At 72.2% G+C, this 19,754-nt stretch carries 13 protein-coding genes; 5 read left to right on the top strand and 8 right to left on the bottom strand.

Going from position 1 to position 19,754, the window contains the following annotated elements; translation table 11 throughout:
* Positions 1–19: 19 nt before the first annotated feature.
* Positions 20–655 carry a peroxiredoxin gene (locus WMF45_RS39115; protein WP_437711031.1) on the bottom strand — a complete coding sequence of 212 codons (636 nt, stop codon included), beginning with the start codon at positions 653–655 and terminating at the stop codon, positions 20–22.
* Positions 656–1,251: 596 nt separating this feature from the next.
* Here WMF45_RS39115 and WMF45_RS39120 point away from each other — a divergent pair.
* Together WMF45_RS39120 and WMF45_RS39125 are read left to right on the top strand one after the other, a co-directional pair.
* Positions 1,252–2,436 carry a thiolase family protein gene (locus tag WMF45_RS39120; protein ID WP_437711032.1) on the top strand — a complete coding sequence of 395 codons (1,185 nt, stop codon included), beginning with the start codon at positions 1,252–1,254 and terminating at the stop codon, positions 2,434–2,436.
* On the top strand, positions 2,433–3,335 hold the full coding sequence (locus WMF45_RS39125; protein WP_437711033.1) for an MBL fold metallo-hydrolase: 903 nt from the start codon (positions 2,433–2,435) through the stop codon (positions 3,333–3,335). The genes WMF45_RS39120 and WMF45_RS39125 overlap by 4 nt, the downstream gene beginning before the upstream one ends.
* Before the next feature lie 88 nt (positions 3,336–3,423).
* Here the strand turns inward: WMF45_RS39125 and WMF45_RS39130 are convergent, their stop codons facing one another.
* Positions 3,424–4,899 (bottom strand): ATP-binding protein, encoded by a 1,476-nt coding sequence (locus WMF45_RS39130; RefSeq protein WP_437711034.1) that lies wholly within the window; start codon positions 4,897–4,899, stop codon positions 3,424–3,426.
* Between the two features lie 213 nt (positions 4,900–5,112).
* Complete coding sequence (locus WMF45_RS39135; protein ID WP_437711035.1) at positions 5,113–8,916, bottom strand: M23 family metallopeptidase; 3,804 nt, start codon at positions 8,914–8,916, stop codon at positions 5,113–5,115.
* A gap of 483 nt (positions 8,917–9,399) precedes the next feature.
* Here WMF45_RS39135 and WMF45_RS39140 point away from each other — a divergent pair, with 483 nt between their 5' ends.
* Entirely contained in the window at positions 9,400–10,242 is an 843-nt protein-coding gene (locus WMF45_RS39140; protein ID WP_437711036.1) for a PfkB family carbohydrate kinase, read from the top strand.
* A gap of 509 nt (positions 10,243–10,751) precedes the next feature.
* Here WMF45_RS39140 and WMF45_RS39145 read toward each other — a convergent pair.
* Together WMF45_RS39145 and WMF45_RS39150 are read right to left on the bottom strand one after the other, a co-directional pair.
* Complete coding sequence (locus WMF45_RS39145; protein WP_437711037.1) at positions 10,752–10,991, bottom strand: MbtH family protein; 240 nt, start codon at positions 10,989–10,991, stop codon at positions 10,752–10,754.
* A gap of 389 nt (positions 10,992–11,380) precedes the next feature.
* Complete coding sequence (locus WMF45_RS39150; RefSeq protein ID WP_437711038.1) at positions 11,381–11,779, bottom strand: hypothetical protein; 399 nt, start codon at positions 11,777–11,779, stop codon at positions 11,381–11,383.
* A gap of 225 nt (positions 11,780–12,004) precedes the next feature.
* Here WMF45_RS39150 and WMF45_RS39155 point away from each other — a divergent pair, with 225 nt between their 5' ends.
* Positions 12,005–12,322 carry a putative quinol monooxygenase gene (locus tag WMF45_RS39155; protein WP_437711039.1) on the top strand — a complete coding sequence of 106 codons (318 nt, stop codon included), beginning with the start codon at positions 12,005–12,007 and terminating at the stop codon, positions 12,320–12,322.
* Here WMF45_RS39155 and WMF45_RS39160 read toward each other — a convergent pair.
* The 3 genes from WMF45_RS39160 to WMF45_RS39170 form a co-directional block, all read right to left on the bottom strand.
* The gene (locus WMF45_RS39160; RefSeq protein ID WP_437711040.1) at positions 12,303–13,205 is read right to left on the bottom strand and encodes a LysR family transcriptional regulator; all 903 of its coding nucleotides are present in this window, start codon (positions 13,203–13,205) and stop codon (positions 12,303–12,305) included. The two genes, WMF45_RS39155 and WMF45_RS39160, sit on opposite strands and share 20 nt — an antisense overlap.
* Before the next feature lie 132 nt (positions 13,206–13,337).
* Positions 13,338–14,138 carry a hypothetical protein gene (locus tag WMF45_RS39165; protein WP_437711041.1) on the bottom strand — a complete coding sequence of 267 codons (801 nt, stop codon included), beginning with the start codon at positions 14,136–14,138 and terminating at the stop codon, positions 13,338–13,340.
* A gap of 314 nt (positions 14,139–14,452) precedes the next feature.
* Positions 14,453–18,427: a serine/threonine-protein kinase gene (locus WMF45_RS39170; protein WP_437719625.1), complete on the bottom strand. Its 3,975-nt coding sequence runs from the start codon at positions 18,425–18,427 to the stop codon at positions 14,453–14,455.
* A gap of 877 nt (positions 18,428–19,304) precedes the next feature.
* Between WMF45_RS39170 and WMF45_RS39175 the strand changes: the two genes are divergently transcribed.
* On the top strand, positions 19,305–19,706 hold the full coding sequence (locus WMF45_RS39175) for a hypothetical protein (RefSeq protein ID WP_437711042.1): 402 nt from the start codon (positions 19,305–19,307) through the stop codon (positions 19,704–19,706).
* The last annotated feature ends 48 nt before the right edge of the window (positions 19,707–19,754 follow it).

Consider the following 19,754-nt stretch of genomic DNA (forward strand, 5'->3'; position numbering starts at 1 on the left):
TGGGGTCCTTTATCGCCCTTTATCGCGTCTTCGCGGGCGCCTTGGCCGCGCTCTTCGCAGGCGCCTTGGCCGCGCTCTTCGCAGGCGCCTTGGCCGCGCTCTTCGCGGGCGCCTTGGCCGCGCTCTTCGCAGGCGCCTTGGCCGCGCTCTTCGCGGGCGCCCGTGCTCCAGGCGCGGGCGGCGCCTCGCCTCTGCCGCCTCCGCGCACGAGCGCGAGCACCTCGTCCGCGTGTCCGTCGACCTTCACGGCGCTGAAGGCGTGCTTCACCGCGCGATCGGGGCCGATGATGAAGGTGCTGCGGATGGTGCCCATCACCTTCTTGCCGTACATCGACTTCTCGCCGTAGACGCCGTAGGCGTTGTGCGCGGCGAGATCCGGATCGCTGAGGAGCGTCACCCCGAGATCGTACTTGTCCCTGAACTTCCGGTGGCGTTCGACGGAGTCGCGGGAGACGCCGAGCACGACGGCGCCGGCCTCGGCGAAGGCGCGCAGGGCCGCGGAGAAGGCCTGGGCCTCCCGCGTGCAGCCGGGGGTGTCGTCCTTTGGATAGAAGTAGAGGACGACCGTCTTGCCCGGGAAATCCGCGAGGCCCACCGTCTTACCGCTGTCGCTTTCGAGAGAGAAATCGGGGGCACGATCGCCTGCATTCACCATCGCTCGTTCGCTCCTTGTCCGCCCGGGCGCAGGAGGACAGCCCCCCTTCCCCATCGGCGCGCACGTTATCACGCGACGTCCCCGGCGTACCACATAGCGCCCCCCGGCCCGCGCCAGCGTCGCCGCGCGCCGCGGGCAGGCGACCAGTCGGCGGGGCCTCGGCCCGGAGGGCGCGGGCGCTCAGGGCCAGCCTGGATCCGGCTCGGGCGGAGCTTGGATTCCGTCCGAGAGCGTCCGCACGACGACTGCGCTCCACTCCCGGTTTCCCCCGCCTGCGCGCGGCCGCGGCGCCCCTCCCGCGAGGCGCGGCGCGCGGGCGCGGCGGACGACTGCGTGGTGACATACGATCTCGAGGGGACCGCGAAGAGCCCGGTCGCGAAGAGCCCGGCCGGCGGAGCGACGCAGGGGGCGCTCGATGAGGATGTGAACCCGCGAACCGCGCGAACCGAACGAACCGCGCGCGCGACCGCGCAGGCAGCGGAGCGTCGCCGGGGGCGGCTTGCCCCCCCAGGGCAACCGAGGTACCCAAGGCACATTCGCAAGGCGCATGGCTGGCGTCATCGAATGAAATGGCATCAGCGCTGCTGGAGGAGATCATGACCCTGCCCGTCCCCGTGTACATCGTCGCAGCGGCCCGGACGCCGATCGGCGCGTTCCAGGGCGCACTCTCGCCCTTGCCCGCCCCCCGCCTGGGTGAGGTCGCCATCCGGGCGGCGCTCGAGCGGGCAAAGCTGTCTCCGGAGGCCGTCGAGGAGGTGTTCCTCGGCAATGTCCTGTCCGCCGGTATCGGGCAGGCTCCGGCCCGGCAGGCCGCCATCTTCGCCGGCATCCCGAGCAAGGTGCCGGCCACCACCGTGAGCAAGGTCTGCGGCTCGGGCCTCCAGGCCGTGATCTTCGGCGCGAAGACGGTGGCGCTCGGCGACGCGGACGTCGTCGTCGCCGGCGGCATGGAGTCGATGTCGAACGTGCCCTACTACCTCCCGCAGGCGCGCTCCGGCTACCGCATGGGCGACGGCAAGCTCGTGGACGGCATGATCCACGATGGCCTGTGGGATCCGTACGGCAACTTCCACATGGGCACCGCGGGCGACGCGTGCGCCAGGGAGCACGGCTTCTCGCGGGAGGCGCAGGACGAGTACGCGAAGGAGAGCTTCCGCCGCGCGGTCGCGGCCCAGCGCGAGGGGCTCTTCGCCGCGGAGATCGCGCCCGTCTCCGTCCCGCAGAAGAAGGGCGACGCGGTGGTCGTGAAGGAGGACGAGGGCCCGCCCGCCGGCAAGCCCGAGAAGTTCGCGTCCCTGAAGCCCGCGTTCCAGAAGGACGGGACGATCACCGCGGCCAACGCGTCGTCGATCAACGACGGCGCGAGCGCGCTCGTCCTGGCGAGCGAGCGGGCCGTCAAGGAGCACAAGCTCACGCCGCTCGCGCGGATCGTCGGCTACGGCGGCGCCGCGCAGGCGCCCGAGTGGTTCACGACGGCGCCGGCCGCGGCCATCGCGAACACGACGAAGAAGCTCGGCATCCCGACGGACCAGATCGACCTCTTCGAGGTGAACGAGGCGTTCGCGGTGGTGGCGCTCGCGGTGAACAAGCTCTCCGGGCTCGACGCCCAGAAGGTCAACGTCCGCGGCGGCGCTGTCGCGCTCGGCCACCCGATCGGCGCGAGCGGGGCGCGCATCCTGACGACGCTGCTCTTCGCCATGAAGGACCGGAACGCGAAGCGCGGCCTGGCCACGCTCTGCATCGGCGGCGGCGAGGCGCTCGCGGTCGTCGTGGAGCGGTGATCCGCCCGCAGCCCGTCGGGCCCGGCGTGCGCGGCGTGGAGGCCTTCCCCGCGCGCACGCCGACCCTGCCGCCCGCGACCCACACGAACAGCTACGCGCTCGGCGGCGGCGAGGTGCTGCTCGTCGAGCCGGCCACGCCGTACGAGGACGAGCGCCGCGAGTGGCTCGCCTGGGCGCGCGGCTTCGCCTCCCAGGGGCGGTCGCTCGTGGCGATCGCGGTGACCCACCACCACGCCGACCACGTCGGGGGCGCGCGCTTCTTCGCGGCCGAGCTCGGCTTGCCGGTCTGGGGGCACGCCGAGGCGGCCCCGCGCCTCCCGGGCGTCCCGCTCGCGCGCCGCCTCGCGGACGGGGAGGTGGTGCGGCTCGGCGGGCCGGAGCCGACGGCGCTGCGGGTGCTCCACACGCCGGGGCACGCGCCCGACCACCTCTGCTTCCTCGACGAGGCGCAGGGCGCCCTGGTCTGCGGCGACATGGTGGCCGGCGAGGGGACCATCCTGATCGATCCCCGGGAGGGCGACATGGCGGAGTACCTCGCGCAGCTCGATCGGCTCGCGGGGCTCGGTGCGCGGGTCACGCTGCCGGCGCACGGCGGGCCGATCGGCGCGCCGGAAGCGCTGTTCCGGCGCTACATCGCGCACCGCCTGGGAAGGGAGCGGCTGGTGGTCGCGGCGCTCGAGGCGGCCAGCGAGGCCGGCGCAGGCAGCGAGGCCGGCGCGGGCGGCGCGGGCGGCACGTCGATCGAGGCGCTCTTGCCGGTCGTCTATGCGGACACGGCGCCGCTCGTCTGGCCGCTCGCGCGGCTGAGCCTCGAGGCTCACCTGATCAAGCTGGAGCGCGAGGGGCGGGTGGTGCGCCGCGAGGACCGCTGGCGGCGCGCGGCGGGGACGGGCGCCTGAGCGTACGGCCGCGCGGAGCGGGGGTCGCTTCGTGGAGGCGTCGCCCTTCGCGCGCCCCGTGTCGCGGCCTCGTGCACCGCCTCTCCCATCAGGACGCGCGCGGCAGCTCGACCCGGAACACCGAGCCGGCGCCCGGCTCGCTCTCGACGAGGAGGCGGCCGCCGTGCGCCTCGACGATGCGCTTCGCCACCGCGAGCCCGAGGCCCGTCCCCGGGATCGCGCCCGCCGACGCCTTGAGGCGCTGAAACGGCTCGAAGAGGTGCGCCAGATCCGCCGGATCGATCCCGACCCCGCGGTCGCGCACCGCGATCTCGGCGCAGCCGCCGCCGCCGTGGACCACCACGTCGACCTGGCCGCCTGCGGGAGAGTACTTGAGCGCGTTCGACAGGAGGTTGTTGAGCACCTGCTGGATCCGCGTCGCATCGCAGCGGACGAGCACCGGCGCCTCGGGGAGCGAGAGCTCGATCGGGTGCCCCGGCGAGACCGGACGGTAGAGCTCGGCCGCCTCCTGCACGAGCTCGCGCAGGTCGCGCTCCTCGACCCGGAGGTCGAGCTTGCACGCCTCGATCTGCGATGCGTCAAGGAGGTCCCCGACCATGCGCTCGAGGCGATCGACCTGCCGTCCGACGAGCGCCATGGTCCGCTGCACGCGCGGCTCCGACGGGGGGCCTCCGTCGTTGAGGAAGCCGACGGACAGCCGCAGCGCCGAGAGCGGGTTCCTGAGGTCGTGCGCCACGCCGCCGAGGAACGCGAACTGCGCCTCACGCTGGCGCTCCAGCGACTCCGCCGTGCTGTTGAAGGCCCGCGCGATGTCCCCGAGCTCGCGCGGCCCGACGAGCGGCGCGCGCGCGGCGCGGTCCCCCGCGCCGTAGCGGCCGATCGCCTCCTGGATCGCGACGACGGGGCCGTAGACGAGCCGCCGCGCGCTGATGAGGACCAGGGACGCGCCGGCCATGAAGAAGATGACGGCCGCGACGCCGGCGGTGGTCGCGCGCCGGCCCAGACGCTCGATGAGCGCCTGGGACTCACGGGCCTGATGGAGGTTGATCTCGACAAGGCGGTCCAGGGCCTTGAACGCCTCGTCGAAAGCGAGCGAATCGGTGGCCGGCGCCGGCGCGTCCGGCGAGGGGGGTGAGCCGCCGGCATCGCCGGATCGACGCCCGACGAGGTATTCGTCGACGCGCCGCTCTGCGTCGACGAGCACGCCGCTCTCTTCCTGGCTGCTCACGTAGCGGTGAGCCTCCGCAAGGCCCTCCCTTAGCTCGATCTCCCACTCGTGGAAGGTGGAGATCGGCCCGCCGCCGGCGGACCCGGCGCCGCGGTGGGTCTGATGTGCATCGAGCAGGAGGTCGATCTGCAGGCTGTGCACCAGGCGGACGCTCTCGATCGCGTCGCCGAGGATCCCGGTGGCCTGCTGCATGGTCGCCGAGGCGGCCATGAGCGCGGCGACCACGGCGATCGCCGCGCCCGTGAGGAGAAATGTCGCGACCCCGAGGAGCGTGCTCAGGCTTGGCTGCCTCGAGGAGCCGAGCTCTGGCGCGCGCCGCGCCGCTGCTGATTCCATGGCGTCGATTGATCCGATTTCGCGTCCGAGGCAACTCGTACGCACCGCCGCCCCCGAGCGGCGCGGCCCTCCACGCTCGCCCGCGGGCGCGGCGCGTCTCCGCGGCGGCTGGTGACGGCGCCATGGCGGAGGGTGGAGGCCGGCCAGGCGGCAGCGCCGGCGAGCTCGGCTCAACAGCGCTGGCCGAGGATGGGCGGCGTCACGGCGCGGGTGTCACTGGCACGCCTGGGCGGCCGTGTTCCGGCGGAGCCCGCAGGCGAAGGTGCCGCCGCCGCAGCTGAAGACGGTGCAGTACTCGTGCACCTCCCTGCGCCCGTCGCGGTAGGTTTTTACCTCGCAGTCCGCAGGGCTGTAGTCGCACACCCCCTGGCAGCGGATCGGGCCGGTCGTGCCGTCGTTCGCGTCCGTGCACGGCCGCTCGTCGAGCTGGGTGCCCGCCGTGAACCCCACGTCGGCCTGATCATCGAAGTGCCCCGTGCAGAAGTGCGTGTCGGTGACGGTGCCCTCGAGGTAGCTCCGGAGGTCCGGCGAGAAGAAGGGCACCGGGTTCGGCGCCTTGTTGTCGGCGACGCGGCGGACCTCGAAGTGCAGGTGATCGTTGCCCGGCCAGTCCGACGACTCGCCGATCTCCTGCCCCGGGACGACGAGATCGCCCTCGGCGACCAGGCTCGACGCGGCGTGCCCGTAGATGACGTACACCGAGCCATAGCGGATCGTGAGATCGATCTGGGAAGGCGCGCCCTGGGCAGTGGGGTACCTGCCTGTGCAGGCGTTTCGCCCGGCGCACATGACCTTTCCGTAGCCGACCGAGTACAAGGGGCTGCGCGCCGGGACGGAGAAATCGAGCCCGCTGTGGTTGCCGGAGGTGTGCGTGTAATAGACGGTCTGCAGCACGACCGAAGTGCACGTATGGCCGAAGTACTGCCCCATGGGCGGCGCATCCCCGTTCGGCATCGTGGTGGGGTGATTGCAGAACGTGGGCACCTTCGTGTCGCTGAGCTCGTCGCCGGGCCCCACCTGGCCGCAGCCGGTGGTCGGGTCCCCCCCGCCGCCGGCGCCGGACACCGACGCGTTCGTGATGGTCGCGCCGTCGTCGTACAGGCTGGTATCCAGCTCGAGCGGGTACGTGGGCGCCGCGCTGCTCGTGTGGAACACCGCCCCGTTCTTCAGGTAGCTCACCTGGCCGTTCTGCACCTCGACGCGGAAGACGTCGCCGGCCTGGTAGGTGCCGAAGTAGCCCTTTCCGTAGCCTTGCTCCACGACCTCCAGCCCCCCGTCGCCGCGCAGGTAGATCGCGTAATCGATGTCTCCGTAGCCCTGATCGGCGTCGCCGTGGCCAAGGCCCGCCATCTTGTACCGGTCCGTCTCGTTCGTGGAGAACTCCACGTACCCGTCGCCCGACGCGATCTGCTGGACCGACGAGGCCCCTGCGTGCCAGCCCCAGCCAGCGGCGCGCGTCAGCGAGCCCCCGCTCGCCGGCGCATGGCGGACGTTCTTCCAGAACCCCGGCGGCATGCAGCTCGTGTCCCCGGCCGCGCAGCTCACGACCTGGGCGCCGGTGACGGTCGCGCCCTCGTGGTTCAGGCTTGTATCGAGCCCGAGCGGGTAGGTGGGCGCCGTCAGGCTCGTATGGAACGCCAGCCCGTTCTTGCGGTACCGCACCTGGCCATTGAACACCTCGACACGGAAGACGTCGCCGGCCTGGTAGGTCCCGAAGTACCCCTGTCCAACCCCTTGCTCGTAGATCTCCAGGCCCCCATCGGCGCGCAGGTAGATCGCATAATCGATGTCTCCGAAGCCCTGATCGGCGTCGCCGTGGCCGAGGCCCGCCATCTTCGCGAGGTTCGCCTCGTTCGTGGAGAACTCAGCATAGCCGTCGCCCGCCTCGATCTGCTCGGCCGACGAGGCTCCGGCGTGCCAGCCCCAGCCGGCGGTGCGCGTCAGCACGCCTCCGTTGGCGGTGGCATAGCGGACGTTCTGCCATGGCCCGGGGGGCATGCAGCTCGTGTCCCCGGCCGCGCAGCTCGCGACCTGGGCGCCGGCGACGGTCGCGCCCTCGTGGTTCAGGCTGGTGTCCAGCCCGAGCGGGTAGGTGGGCGCCGTGGCGCTCGTGTGGAACACCATCCCGTTCTTGCGGTAGCGCACCTGGCCATTGAACACCTCGACGCGGAAGACGTCCCCGACCTCGTAGGTCCCGAAGTATCCCTGTCCAGCGCCCTGCTCGTAGACCTCCAGGCCCCCGTCGTCGCGCAGGTAGATCGCGTAATCGATGTCTCCGAAGCCCTGGTCCGTGTCGCCGTGGCCGAGGCCCGCCATCTTCTGGAGGTCCGCCTCGTTCGTGGAGAACTCCACGTAGCCGTCGCCCGCCTCGATCTGCTCGGCCGACGAGGCCCCGGCGTGCCAGCCCCAGCCGGCGTCGCGGGTCAGCAGGCTTCCGTTCGCCGTGGCGTAGCGGACGTTCTTCCACTCCTGCGGCGGCATGCAGCCCTCGTCCCCGGCCGCGCAGCTCATGATCTGGGCGCCGGTGACGGTCGCGCCGTCGTGGTTCAGGCTTGTGTCGAGCCCGAGCGGATAGGTGGGCGCCGTGTTGCTCGAGTGGAACACCATCCCGTTCTGCCGGTAACGCACCTGGCCATTGAACACCTCGACGCGGAAGATGTCGCCCGGCTGGTACGTCCCGAAGTACCCCTGTCCAACCCCCTGTTCGACGATCTCCAGGCCTCCATCGGCGCGCAGAAAGACCGCATAGTCGATGTCCCCGAAGCCCTGATCGGCGTCGCCGTGGCCGAGGCCCGCCATCTTGTCGAGATTGGCCTCGTTCGTGGAGAACTCCACGAACCCGTCGCCCGCCTCGATCTGCTCGGCCGACGAGGCCCCGGCGTGCCAGCCCCAGCCGGCGCTTCGCGTCAGCACGCCTCCGTTGGCGGTGACATAACGGACGTTCCTCCACAGCCCCGGCGGCATGCAGCTCGTGTCCCCGGCCGCGCAGCTCGCGACCTGGGCGCTGGTGAGGGTCGCGCCCTCGTGGTTCAGGCTTGTGTCGAGCCCGAGCGGGTAGGTGGGCGCCGTGGCGCTCGTGTAGAACACGAGCCCGTTCTTGCGGTAACGCACCTGGCCGCTGAACGCCTCCACGCGGAAGACGTCGCCGGCCTGGTACGTCCCGAAGTAGCCCTTCCCGTACCCCTGCTCGACGATCTCCAGGCCTCCATCGGCGCGCAGAAAGACCGCATAGTCGATGTCTCCGAAGCCCTGGTCCGTGTCGCCGTTGCCGAGGCCCGCCATCTTGTCGAGGCTCGCCTCGTTCGTGGAGAACTCCACGAACCCATCGCCGGCCTCGATCTGCTGGACCGACGAGGCCCCGGCGTGCCAGCCCCAGCCCGGGCTGCGCGTCAGCAAGGTCCCGTTCGCCGGGGCGTAGCGGACGTTCTTCCAGAACCCCGGCGGCATGCAGCTCTCGTCGCCGGCCGCGCAGCTCGTGACCTGGGCGCCGGTGACTGTCGCGCCCTCGTCGTGCAGGCTGGCGTCGAGCGCGAGCGGGTAGGTGGGCTCCGTTGCGCTCGTATAGAATACGACCCCATTCTTGCGATAACGCACCTGGCCATTGAACACCTCGACGCGGAAGACGTCGCCGGCCTGGTAGGTCCCGAAGTAGCCCTTCCCGTACCCCTGCTCGAGGATCTCCATGCCCCCGTCGGCGCGAAGGAGCACCCCGTGATCGATGTCCCAGAACGATTGGCTCTCATCGCCGCGGCTCAACCCGGCGAGCTTGGTCCGGTTCGCCTCGTTCGTGGAGAACTCGACGAACCCGTCGCCCGCCTCGATCTGCTGGACCGACGAGGCGCCGGCGCTCCAGCCCCAGCCCGGGCCGCGGGTGAGGGCGCCGCCCGACACCTGGACCTCGACGGCGTTGCTCCAGAAGGCGCTGGCGCCCTCTGCAGCCCGCGCGTCTCTCGCGCTCGCGATGGTGCTCCCGACGGCGAGCGCCGCGAGGAGCGCGCCTTTGCAGAGCCTCCTCATGATGCGCCCGTCCTCCCGCGGCCCGCGACGAGCGCGGCGGCGAGGCATGGCGCAGGGTACCGGATGGATCTGTCGAATGCGTGTTGAAGCACGGTGTTGATCTCCTCTGGACATGGATCGTTGATGAGAAGCCGGGCAGACAAAGCCCTTCGGCCAGCGCGCCGCCGCGGGTCGCGCGTCGCCCGTCGCGCGGCCGACGCGCGTGCGTCTCCGCTCACCAGCGCGCAACGGCGGCTGGCCCTGGCGCGCGGGAGGGCGCGGGGGCGCGGACCGGGTGTGGCTCGACGGCCACCCCCGTTCCTACGCCGCGGCCGTCCGGCTTCTGACAGGCACCGATCCTCTTTTCCCGCGCGCGCCGCCGGCCAACCCCGGCGAGGGGCGTCGCCGGGCATGGCGGGGGGCCGGGGAGGCGGGCGTGCTCCGGCCGGGGGGCGGCCAGGAGGCGCCCGCGCGGCGCGGCGCCGCCGTGCTATGTCGAGCGGCATGGCAGCGCCGCGCATCGCCGTCGTGGGTCACGTCGAGCACGTGACGCTCGGCCGCACCGAGGGCGTCCCCCAGCCGGGCGACATCGTTCACCTGCTCGACGCGCGCTTCCTGCCCGGCGGGGGCGGCGGCCTCGCCTTCGCGCAGCTCTGCCGGAGCGACGCCGAGATCCACCTCTTCACCGCGCTCGGGCACGACGCGGCGGCGCGCGCCGTCGAGGAGCGCATCCGCGTCGCGCCGGGGCGCGTGCACGTCCACGCGGCGGTGCGCGCCGTGGACCACCCGCGCGTGGTGGTCGTCGTGGACGCCGAGGGCCGTCGCACCATCCTCGTCACCGGGGCCCCGCTCCAGCCCGCCGCGACCGACCCGCTCCCGTGGTCGATCCTCGCCGGCTGCGACGCCGTGTACTTCACCGGCGCCGACCCCGAGAGCCTGCGCCTCGCGCGCGCCGCGCGTCGCCTCGTGGTGACGGCCCGCAGGGGCGCGGCGCTCCGAACGGCGGCGATCGCCGCCGACGTGGTCATCGGCAGCGCCTCTGATCCGCGCGAGAACGCCCCGCTCGACGCGTACGACCCCTGCCCCGGCGCGCTGGTGCTCACCGACGGGCCGCGGCCCGTCCGCATCCTCCGCCCGGGGAGCGCCGCGCTGGTCGACGCGCCGCCCGCGCCGGACCGCGTCCTCGGCGAGTACGGCGCCGGCGACAGCTTCGCCGGGGCGCTCACCTTCTATCTCGCCCACGGCCTCCCGATCGAGGAAGCCTGTCGCCTCGCTGGACCGCACGGCGCCGCCGTGCTGCGCGGGATCGATCCGCTCGAGACGCAGACGGCGCTTACCGCGCCGTGACTCGGGTCCACCTCCGCGGGGCGGGACCGCGGCGCTCGTTACCTAGATGCAGCACCAGGGGTAGAGCGTTGATGCAACCCATGTCTTGTCGTGCTTGCAGCGCATCGCCCCACCGCAGTTGCCGCCCCCGGAGTCGTTCTCGCAAGCATAGCCGACAGCATCGCACGGTTCGCCTGGGCTGGCGCCCTCGCACGGAACGCAGCTCGCGCTGGCCCCGGAGCATCCACCGCACGCCGATTGCTCCGTCTTGAGCCAGGCTGCCGGCCGCGCCGTTCCGCGGCGATCCTTGCCTTGTTTCATGCAGCTACGTCGAGCGCAGGAGTTCCCCTGTGGCCCAGGTTGGCACGCTTCGGCAGGCCCCCATGGCGCACCGACCTCCGTCCAGCAAGCGTGCTCCTGCTCCAGCCTGCCCGGTCCAGCCTGACCAGGCTGCCGGGCGGGCGGCGCGGACTCCGCTTTCATGGCGACGTCGCCCCTGTCATCGCCGCCATCCTCGCGTCATGGCGGCGTCAGGAGAGCCACTCCGCGCGCGCCCGGGCGACATCCGGCGGGGCGCATCCCTCCGCCGGGGCGCGCAGGCGCTCCCATGCCTGCTCGATATAAGCGAGGCACTCCATGATGGATCCCTGCTTGCCGGCCTCCCGCGACCCGCTCGGGATCGCGCGCTCGACAGGGCAGACGGTGTACTGCTTCTCGTGATCGACGACGACGCGATAGGTGGCTGCGTCCTGCCGCTCTTCCTGGTTCATCTTCCCCTCCGCGGGTCGGCCCGATTGCGCTGCGGGGTCGCACCATAACCTTGGTCCCCGCGCCGTCGAGCCGGAATCTCCGAGCACGGATCGCAGGATCAGGCCGTCTCCGCCCGAGACGGCATCACGCCGGGATCGATGCCCGTGTCACGACATCGCGCCAGCGACTTGGCGAGCCTCGCGTCGCTCTCATCGTCGACGCCATCGTCGACGCCATCGTCGAACAGCCAGTCGAGCGTCGCTGTGATCTCGTCAAGGACGAGCTGCCCGCGCTCGAACGGGCTGGGTCTTCTTGGGGTCCACGGCGAGCAGGTAGGGCGTGCCCGCCTCCACGGCGGCGCGCTGGAGAGAGGATCTCCTCGCGTGTCTTCGCGGTCAGCGCGTTCCAGTCAGGAGAGCACGTCGGTGGCAGTCTTCGCCCCGAGCACGTTATCGATCCAGCGGTCGAGGGTCGCGAGGTCCGTGCATGCGTGAATGCGCGCGCTCTCGTTCGCGTTCAGCGCGATCCCTGCGCGCGCAAGCAGCCGCAGCAGCGTGTCCCTCTTGCCCTTGAGCTCGCCCTCGCGTAGCCCCTCGAGCTTGCCCTCACGTAGGCCCTTGAGCTCGCTGCGATCCATCAGCTCCCGCACGAACGGAAACCTCTCCTCGCCTTCGATCTGCCGTTCCATGACCAACGCCTCCAGAGCCCGCCGCATGGGCTCACGCAACCCTTTCCAGATGACCTGAAAGTAGACCATCGCGTGCTCCTGGTCGAGCCGGCCAAGCGCAACGAGCGCGGCCTTGAGCACGATGAGCCCGTTCGGCCCATTGCCGTGCGCCACCGCCGAGAGGAGCGCTCCACCTCAGGGGGTGGCGCCGCCATGGCGGCGGTCGCGGCCATCCCGCCGGTGAAGCGCCCATCCACGGCGCTGATGGATCCATCCAGAACATCGAATGGTCGGCCGGACGCCGATCGTTACAACTCTCTTCACCGAAGCGCGGCGCGCCGTGCGCCGCCGAATGAGGAGGATCTCATGACCGCTGCTTCCCCGACCGCCGTGACACTCTCCCTCCTGGCCCGCATCGAGGCCAAGCCCGGCAAGGAGGCCGAGGTCGAGGCCCTCCTCCGCTCCGCCGTCGGCCTGGCCGTCGAGGAGCCGCGGACGGTTCACTGGTTCGCGCTGCGCATCGGGACGTCGACGTTCGGCATCTTCGATACCTTCGCGGACGAGGTGGGGCGCAAGGAGCACCTCGCGGGCCGCATCGCGGCAGCGCTCATGGCCAAGGCGCCGGAGCTGCTCGCCGCGCCGCCCGTCATCGAGCACGTGGACATCATCGCCGCGAAGGGTTGACCGGCCGCGCCCGGACAGCGCGCGAGAGCAGCGCGTCCCAGAAGAGCTGCAAGCCCGGCGCCGGCGTGCGATCACCCGAGCGCACCAGCGCGACGGTGCGACGGAGGGCCGGATCGACGAGCGGGCGCTGCGACGCGCCCGTCAGGAGCACCGAGTGCTCGGGCATGAAGGCAAAACCCAGCCCCGCGTGCACCAGGCTCTGGACCCAGTCCTCCCGGTCGGTGCGGTACGCCGCATACAGGTCCACGCGCCGCGCAGCGCACACGCCCGTCACCTGCTCGCGCATCTCGCAGGCGAGCCGGTCGAGGTAAGGCTCGCCGTCCAGATCCTCGAGCCGCAGGCCCTCGCGCGCGGCCAGGTGGTGGCCGGGCGGGAGGACCACCACGTAGCGCTCCTCGTAGAGGGGCGCCACCACGCACCAGTCCGGGACAGCGTCGCCGAGGTTCGAGACGATGACGTCGACCTCGGCCTCCTCCAGCCGCCGCAGGAGCTCCCCCTGCACGGCCACCGCGATCTCCAGCTCCACCCCCGGCGCCTCCGCGCGGAACGCCGCCAGCGAGCCCGCGAGCCGCGCGGGCCCGATGGTGCAGAGGATGCCCACCCGGAGCGGCACCTGCTTGAGGCGGCGGTGGTTGTCCGCGATCACCTGGACGGCCTGCATCTCGTCCCGCAGCCGCTGGAGCCGCGGCAGCACGCGCTGCCCCAGCGCCGTGAGCTTGGCGCCGCCGCGCTCGCGCAGGACGAGCGGCCCGCCCAGCTCCTCCTCGAGCTTCTTGATGGCGGCCGTGAGCGCAGGCTGCGAGACCGCGCACCGCTCTGCCGCGCGCGTGAAGCTGCGGGTCTCGGTCACCGCAAGGAAATACCGGACCTGATGCATCTCCATGGCCGCGCATCTTCGCCCGGCGACGCCGCCCGCGCCAGGGAGGGCGGCGCGTTCGCTCGGCTCCGATCAGGGCTGCCGAGGGAAGACGAGGGAGAAGACGACCGGCGGCCCCTCTCCTCGGGAGGGCCAGGGTCACCGCAGCGCGGTGGTGATCACATAGCGCGTCTCGCCGAACTCCGGATCATCGCATTCCTTGTAATACTCCCCGGAGCGGTTGAGCTTGCCGCAGTACTCCTTGCAACGCCCGACGATCTCGATCATCCCGCAGCCCTCGAGATCGCCGTCCGCGGCAAGCTGGCCCGCGGCGCAGTCGCGCTTCGCCGCGCGCGCGACATCGACGTTCGCCGGGTTGTAACAGGCGCGCAGGTACGGCGTCTCCGTGAAGAGGTTCCCCCAGAAGGCCCCTTCGACATGAGGGTACTCGTCCAGCTCGCCGCACCCGACCTCGTGATGCAGCGGGTTCTGTCGGGAGCGCATCGAGATGCTGACCGAGACTCCATAACGGTTCGTGTGGGCGGCGAGGCACGCGGAGACCATCCGCTTGCCCTCGTCGTCGAGCGGGCGCCGGTCCCACCGGGGCGCGAGGCCGAGGTGTCCGGGATAGACCTCCTTGTGGGTCGCGCCCGCGCTGTCGGTCCAGGAGAAACGGAACGACTGGGACTCCTTGAGCGCACAGCTGACCGTGTACTTCACGAGCGACCGGAAGAGATCGCCCCTCGCGCCGGGATCCCTGAGAGCGGAGGCCGCCACCGGGCTCAACGCGTTCACGCTCAGCGCGTTGGCGCTCAGCGCATTCGCGCTCAGCGCGTTGGCGCTCAGCGCATTCGCGCTCAGCGCATTGGCGGTCGCAAGCTCGTCAGCGCTCGATCCGAGCTCCTCTGTTTCATCCCCCGCTTCGAGCGCCTGCTCGGGCGCGATGCAGCCGGTAGCCACGAAGAGGATGCCTGCGCACCCAAGTACAGCCCTGGTTTTCACGTGATGAGACCTCAGGTAGCGAGCCAAGGGGAGCGCCCACGCTCCCCGATCACAGCACGCCCTCCGGCGCGTCGCTCAACACAACGACAGCCGGGAACTCTCCACGTCAACGATCAGGGTACGGCAAACCACTTCGACTGTCAGCTATTAAATTGCACGTCCTCCGCGGATTCCTCCGCGGGACAGCAACGATTAGTCACGTTCGGCCACGTTGAGTCACGTTCCGTCACGTTGAGTCACGTTCCGTCACGTTCGGCCACGTTCGGCTACATTCAGTTCTGACCGTTCCGCCCAGCTCCGACAGCTCCGACCCACTGCGATGCGAGCTCCAGGGTGCGGGCGTTGTCCGGAACGTGTGAGAGAAAGCGCCCGCGCCACTCGGGATCGCGGACGCCGGCGGCCCGGTCGAGCAGCTTGTCGCGCGCCGAGGAGATGGCGACCGCCGCCCTGGCCGCGTCGCCGACCGCGGAGAACGCCTCTGCGTGGACCAGTCGGATCATCGACTCGCCCTCTTCGATCCCGCCGAGCGACTCGAGCGCTGCCAGGGCCTCGCCGGCGGCCACGAGCGCCTCCGCGGCGCGCCCCAGCCCGATCAGCGCCCGGGCGCGGATCGCCATGGCCGTGACGCGGAACGGCGACGCGCTCTCCAGCGCCTCGGCGAGGCGCGCCTCGCGCTCCGCGCCCGCGAGATCGCCGGCGAGCAGGGCGATCTTTGCGAGGTACGAGCGCGACACCACCTCGGCGCGCGGGTCGCCCAGCCGCTGGCTCGAGGCGAGGGCCGCCTCCTCGACGGCCCGCGCCTCGGCGAGCCTGCCGCAGTAGGCGAGGACCTGCCCGAGGCTGGCCTGCGCCGCCGCCGCCACCTCGTGCAAACCCATCCGCTCCGTGGCCTCCAGCACGGAGCGGAGCGCCGCCTCGGCGCCGCCGAAGTCGCCGAGCTCGCCGTAGGAATAGCCCAGGTTCGCGCGGGTGATGCACGCGTTGCGCCGGTCGCCGACCTGCTCGAACGCCACGAGCGCGGCCTCCAGGCCGGTGACGCAGGCGCCGGGATCGCCCCCGCTCATGGCGCGGAAGGCGCGCGCCTGGTGCAGCCCCGCGACCACCTCGGCCCCCGTGCCGGCGCCGGTCGACGCCCCGTCGCCCATGGCGCGCTCCACCTCGGCGATGAGCCCGTCGACGATCGCAGGCCGTCCGGCGAAGGCCAGCGTCGAGGCGCCCATGCAGAGACAGGTGCTCCTCGCGCTCTCCGCGCCTTGCGAGGCGGTGACGACGACCGCCGCGCCCATCCACCGCTCCACGCGGTCGAAGCCACCCAGCTTGCTCGCGGCCGCGACGGCCTGCGTGACGGCCGCGAACCACGGCGCCGAGCCGGGCGCGAGGTGCCGCGCCGCGTCCGTCCCCCGCTGCTCGGCCAGCGCGAGGTCGCCCCGCCATACGTGCGCCTCGGCCTGGACCAGCCGGAGCGCCCCCACCACCGCCGGCTCCGGCGCGCACTCGAGCCCGCGCTCGGCCCGCGCGATCGCGGCGCCGAGATCGTTGCCCTCCAGGGCGTGCTGCGCCGCGCGCAGGTACGCCGCCGCGGCCCGCGCGGGCACGGCGCCGCGCTCGAAGTGCTCCGCGAGCGCCATCGCGTCCGGCTCGCCCGCGCCCTCCAGCCAGGCGCCCGCCAGCGCGTGGCCCAGCCGCCGGTCGGCCTCCGTCAGCATCCCGTACGCCGCCTCGCGCACCAGCGCGTGCCGGAAGCGGTACTCGACCTCTCCGCGCAGCCGCCCGGGGCCGCGCCGGTGGACCACCTCGCGGCGCTCCAGCTCCGAGAGCCAGCGCGTCACCACCGCGCCCCCGAGCAGCGCGCTCACCGCGCTCGGCCAGAACGCCTGGCCGAACACGCTCGCCGCCCGCAGCACGCGCCGCGCCTCGGCGTCGAGCGCCTCGATGCGCGCCTGCACCATCGCCAGCACCGTCTCCGGCAGGTCCGCCCCGTGGCCGGCCGCCACCGCGCGGACCTGCTCCTCCAGGTAGAACGGGTTGCCGTCCGCCCGGTCCACCAGCGTGGCCACGAGCTCCGCGCGCGCCTCGTCCCCCAGCGCGGCCCGCACCAGCCGCTCGCTCGCCCGGCGCGTCAGCGGCGGCAGCATCATCTGGTTGCCGAAGCGCCCCTGCGACAGCCCCGGAAAGGCCTCGTGCACCTCGGGTCGGGCCAGCCCCAGCACCAGGAACGGCAGATCCCGCAGGCTCCGGAGCGCCGCCTCCACCATCGTCAGGGTGGGCAGGTCGCCCCACTGCAGGTCCTCGAGGATCAGCAGCACGGGCTGCCTCGCGCACTCGGCCCGGATGAACTCCTCCCACGACAGCCGCAGCTGATCGCCCATCAGCTGCCGGTTGCGCCGCGCCGCGCCGACCCGGATGTCGTCGTCCGGGAACGGCGCGCCCAGGAGCTCACCAAGGAAGGCGCTGACGCGCCCCACGTCGAGCTCCGGGTGCCGCTCGACCCGCGCCCTCACCTTGCGCCGCCGCTCCTCCAGCGGCTCGCCGTCGACGATGCCCATCGCGCTCCGCAGCGCGCGCGACAGGAGGCCGAACGCCGAGCCCGAGCTCATCGGGTCCCCCTGGCCGATCCACACCTCCGCGGGGGCACCGTCCGCCAGGTCCGCGCCGCCCCCGCCGCGCGCGCGGTCGGCCGCTCGGGCGTTGCGCGCCGACACCGTCTCGAGGAACTCCTGCCGCAGCCGCGATTTGCCCATGCCGGCCGCCGCGACCACCAGCAGCGCGCCGGAGGTCGACTCCTCGGTGCTCCGATCGAGCTCCGCGGTCAGCACCGCGAGCTCCCGCTCCCGCCCGAAGCACGCCACCGGCTTGCCCAGCAGCGCCGGCGCCGACGTCACCCTGAGATCGTCCCGCGCCCCGTGGAGGAAGCGCGCGCCGCCCTCGCAGCTCGTCTCGAACCGGCCGCCCAGCAGCCCCGCCGTCACCTCGTCGATGCGGACGGCGGCGACCGCGCCCGGCTCGCCGCGCGACGGCAGCAGCTGGACCGCCCGGTCGATGAGCTCGCCCATCGGGATGCGCGACGTCAGCTCGGCCCGGCCGGTCACGAGCGAGACCTGCGCGCCCCCGAGCAACGCGCGCAGCGACAGCGCGCAGCGCGCGGCCTGCGCGGCGAGATCCGTGGCCGCCTCGGCGCTCGTCAGCACCAGCAGCGGCGATCTCGCGTCGATGAGCTCGAGCTGACCCTGGTAGCGCTCGGCGAGCGCGTAGAGCTCGTCGGCGCGGCCCGTCGCCCGCGCCTGCTCCTCCTCCTGCGAGCGCGTCACGTCCTCGGGCGCCGAGCGCTCGTGCGCGAGCACGAGGCACGTGACGCGCCGCTCGCTGCTCGTGAGCTCCAGGACGGGCGCCAGCGCGGCAGGGTGGGCGCCGTCCGCCGCGCCGTCGCGGCTGAGGTCGATCGCGCGGAGCTCCTCGGCGACGGCCGCGCCGTCGCGGGGCCGCCCGTCTGGCTGCTTCGCGAGCATCCTGGCGACGAGGGCGTCGAGCTCGCCCGGCAGGTCCGGGCGGACCTCGCGGAGGCGCGGCGGCTCGTCGAGCAGCACCTTGACCATCACGGCGAGCGCGCCGGCACCCTGGAAGGCGGCGCGCCCGGTGAGGCACTTGAAGAGCACGCAGCCGAGCGCGAACACGTCGGCGCGGGCGTCGACGCGCCGCTCGCCGCGCGCCTGCTCGGGCGCCATGTACTCCGGGGTCCCGAGGACGGTGCCCGGCAGCGTGAGCTGCTGGTCGATCCGGAAGCGCGCGATCCCGAAGTCGAGCACCATCGCGCGATCGAGCCGCCCCTCGACGAGGAGCAGGTTGCTCGGCTTGAGGTCGCGGTGCACGACGCCCTGCGCGTGGAGGGCGCCGAGCGTCTCCGCGATCCGCGCGACGACGTCGACGCTCTCGGCGGGGGTGAGCCCTCGCCGCGCGATGCGCTCGGCGAGCGTCTCCCCGGCGAGCCACTCCATCACCAGATACGGCTTGCCGCCCGCCGCGACGCCGTGGGCGATGTACCGGACGACGCCGGGGACGCGCAGCGCCGAGAGCGCCTCCACCTCGCAGGAGAAGCGGCTGAGCTCCCCCTTGTCGGCGCGGCGAAGCACCTTGAGAGCCACCGTGTCGCCGCTTCGCCTGTCGCGCGCCCGGTAGACGTGCCCCATCCCGCCCGAGCCCGCGAGGCCCTCGATCTGGAACCGCTCGTCGACGATCTCTCCGACGCGCATCAACGGCCGTGAATCCAGCGATATCACGCGCGCCGCCCTCCTGGTCTGGATACAGGCCCGGGATGGTAGGGCGACTCACCTCCACGGTGGTCGCGACCGGATCGAACGCGCGATGCGGCGCGTCAGGGCTGGAGTCTCACGAAGAACACGCCGGGGCGCTCGGGGAGGACCGGCTCCGCGCACGCGCTGGCCGCCCGCCGGCGCGAACGGGGGGTTCTCGACGGATACGAGCGAGTGCGCAGACCGTCCGGCTGGTGTGCCGAGCGCCGGTAAGCCATCGACGACGAGGGCGCCCGTGATGGGCGAACGGCGCCGGCGCGGGAGAGGGCGCCGCCGGGTGCCGTGTTCTGCGGGCTCGCGTCAAGGCATCTGAAAAGCCATCGAGGAGCGCATCTCGCCATGTCGATAAGCTACGTAGTCGCTTCATGTCGATGGGTGGGTCTGGCGCATCGCGGACCTCGTCCTCGCGCCGGCGAAGAGACCTGCCTGCGCCATCGACGAACGCGAGACCCCGCCGACGGCGCGCAGGGTGGGCGCGCTCGAGCGGCGCGGAGGCGGCACGCGTCCGGAGGGCGGCCCTGAGGCGCGCTCGCCGGCGGCCCGGCACCTCCGGCCGCCGCATGGCGTGAGGACGTCCGCGCGGCGCGAGCGCGGACGGAGACGGCGCTGGGCGGACATCATGAATGAAGTTTTTCTCTCCTGACGTTATCTTCGCCTCGGCGGCGTCTGTGATGAAGATCTTGTCCCCCGACTCCGTCTCCGCCTGGGCGGCGTTCGCGAGCTGGCTCGGCGACCAAGGTGGCTGTTGACTTCCACCCGCGGAACTGCAATGTCTCTCGCTGCGCTTGCCCTTACCCACAGGAGACGTCGGATGTCGATGAGCAAGAAGCTGATGAGTGCCGTGTTGATGACCGTCGGCATTGGCTTTGCTGGAGCCGCGTGGGCCGCTGGCGGGACCGCGGACCTCCCCGCATCCGTCGCCGAGAAGAAGGATTTCGGCTGCGGCGCAAAAGGACAGAAGGCCTGTCCGATGCAGGGCTGGATGAAGTCGGTGATGCAGTCGGCGACCACGAGCGGCGACGGCGCGAAGATCGCGGAGGCGCTGAAGTACGTGGCGGCGAGGCCGCCCAAGGGCATGGACAAGTGGGTCGCGATCTCGAACGACGGCATCGAGAAGGCCAAGAAGGGCGACATCGACGGTGCCAAGGCGAGCTGCAAGGCCTGCCATGATCTGTACAAGGCGGAGTACAAAGAGAAGCTCCGCGACGCCGCTTTCTGAGGCGGTTCTCTCCTCTCCCGCCCTCTTCCCTCCCTCCACTCTTCCTTG

It is taken from the genome of Sorangium sp. So ce448, from assembly GCF_051520915.1.
GTDB classification, from domain to species: domain Bacteria; phylum Myxococcota_A; class Polyangia; order Polyangiales; family Polyangiaceae; genus Sorangium; species Sorangium cellulosum_B.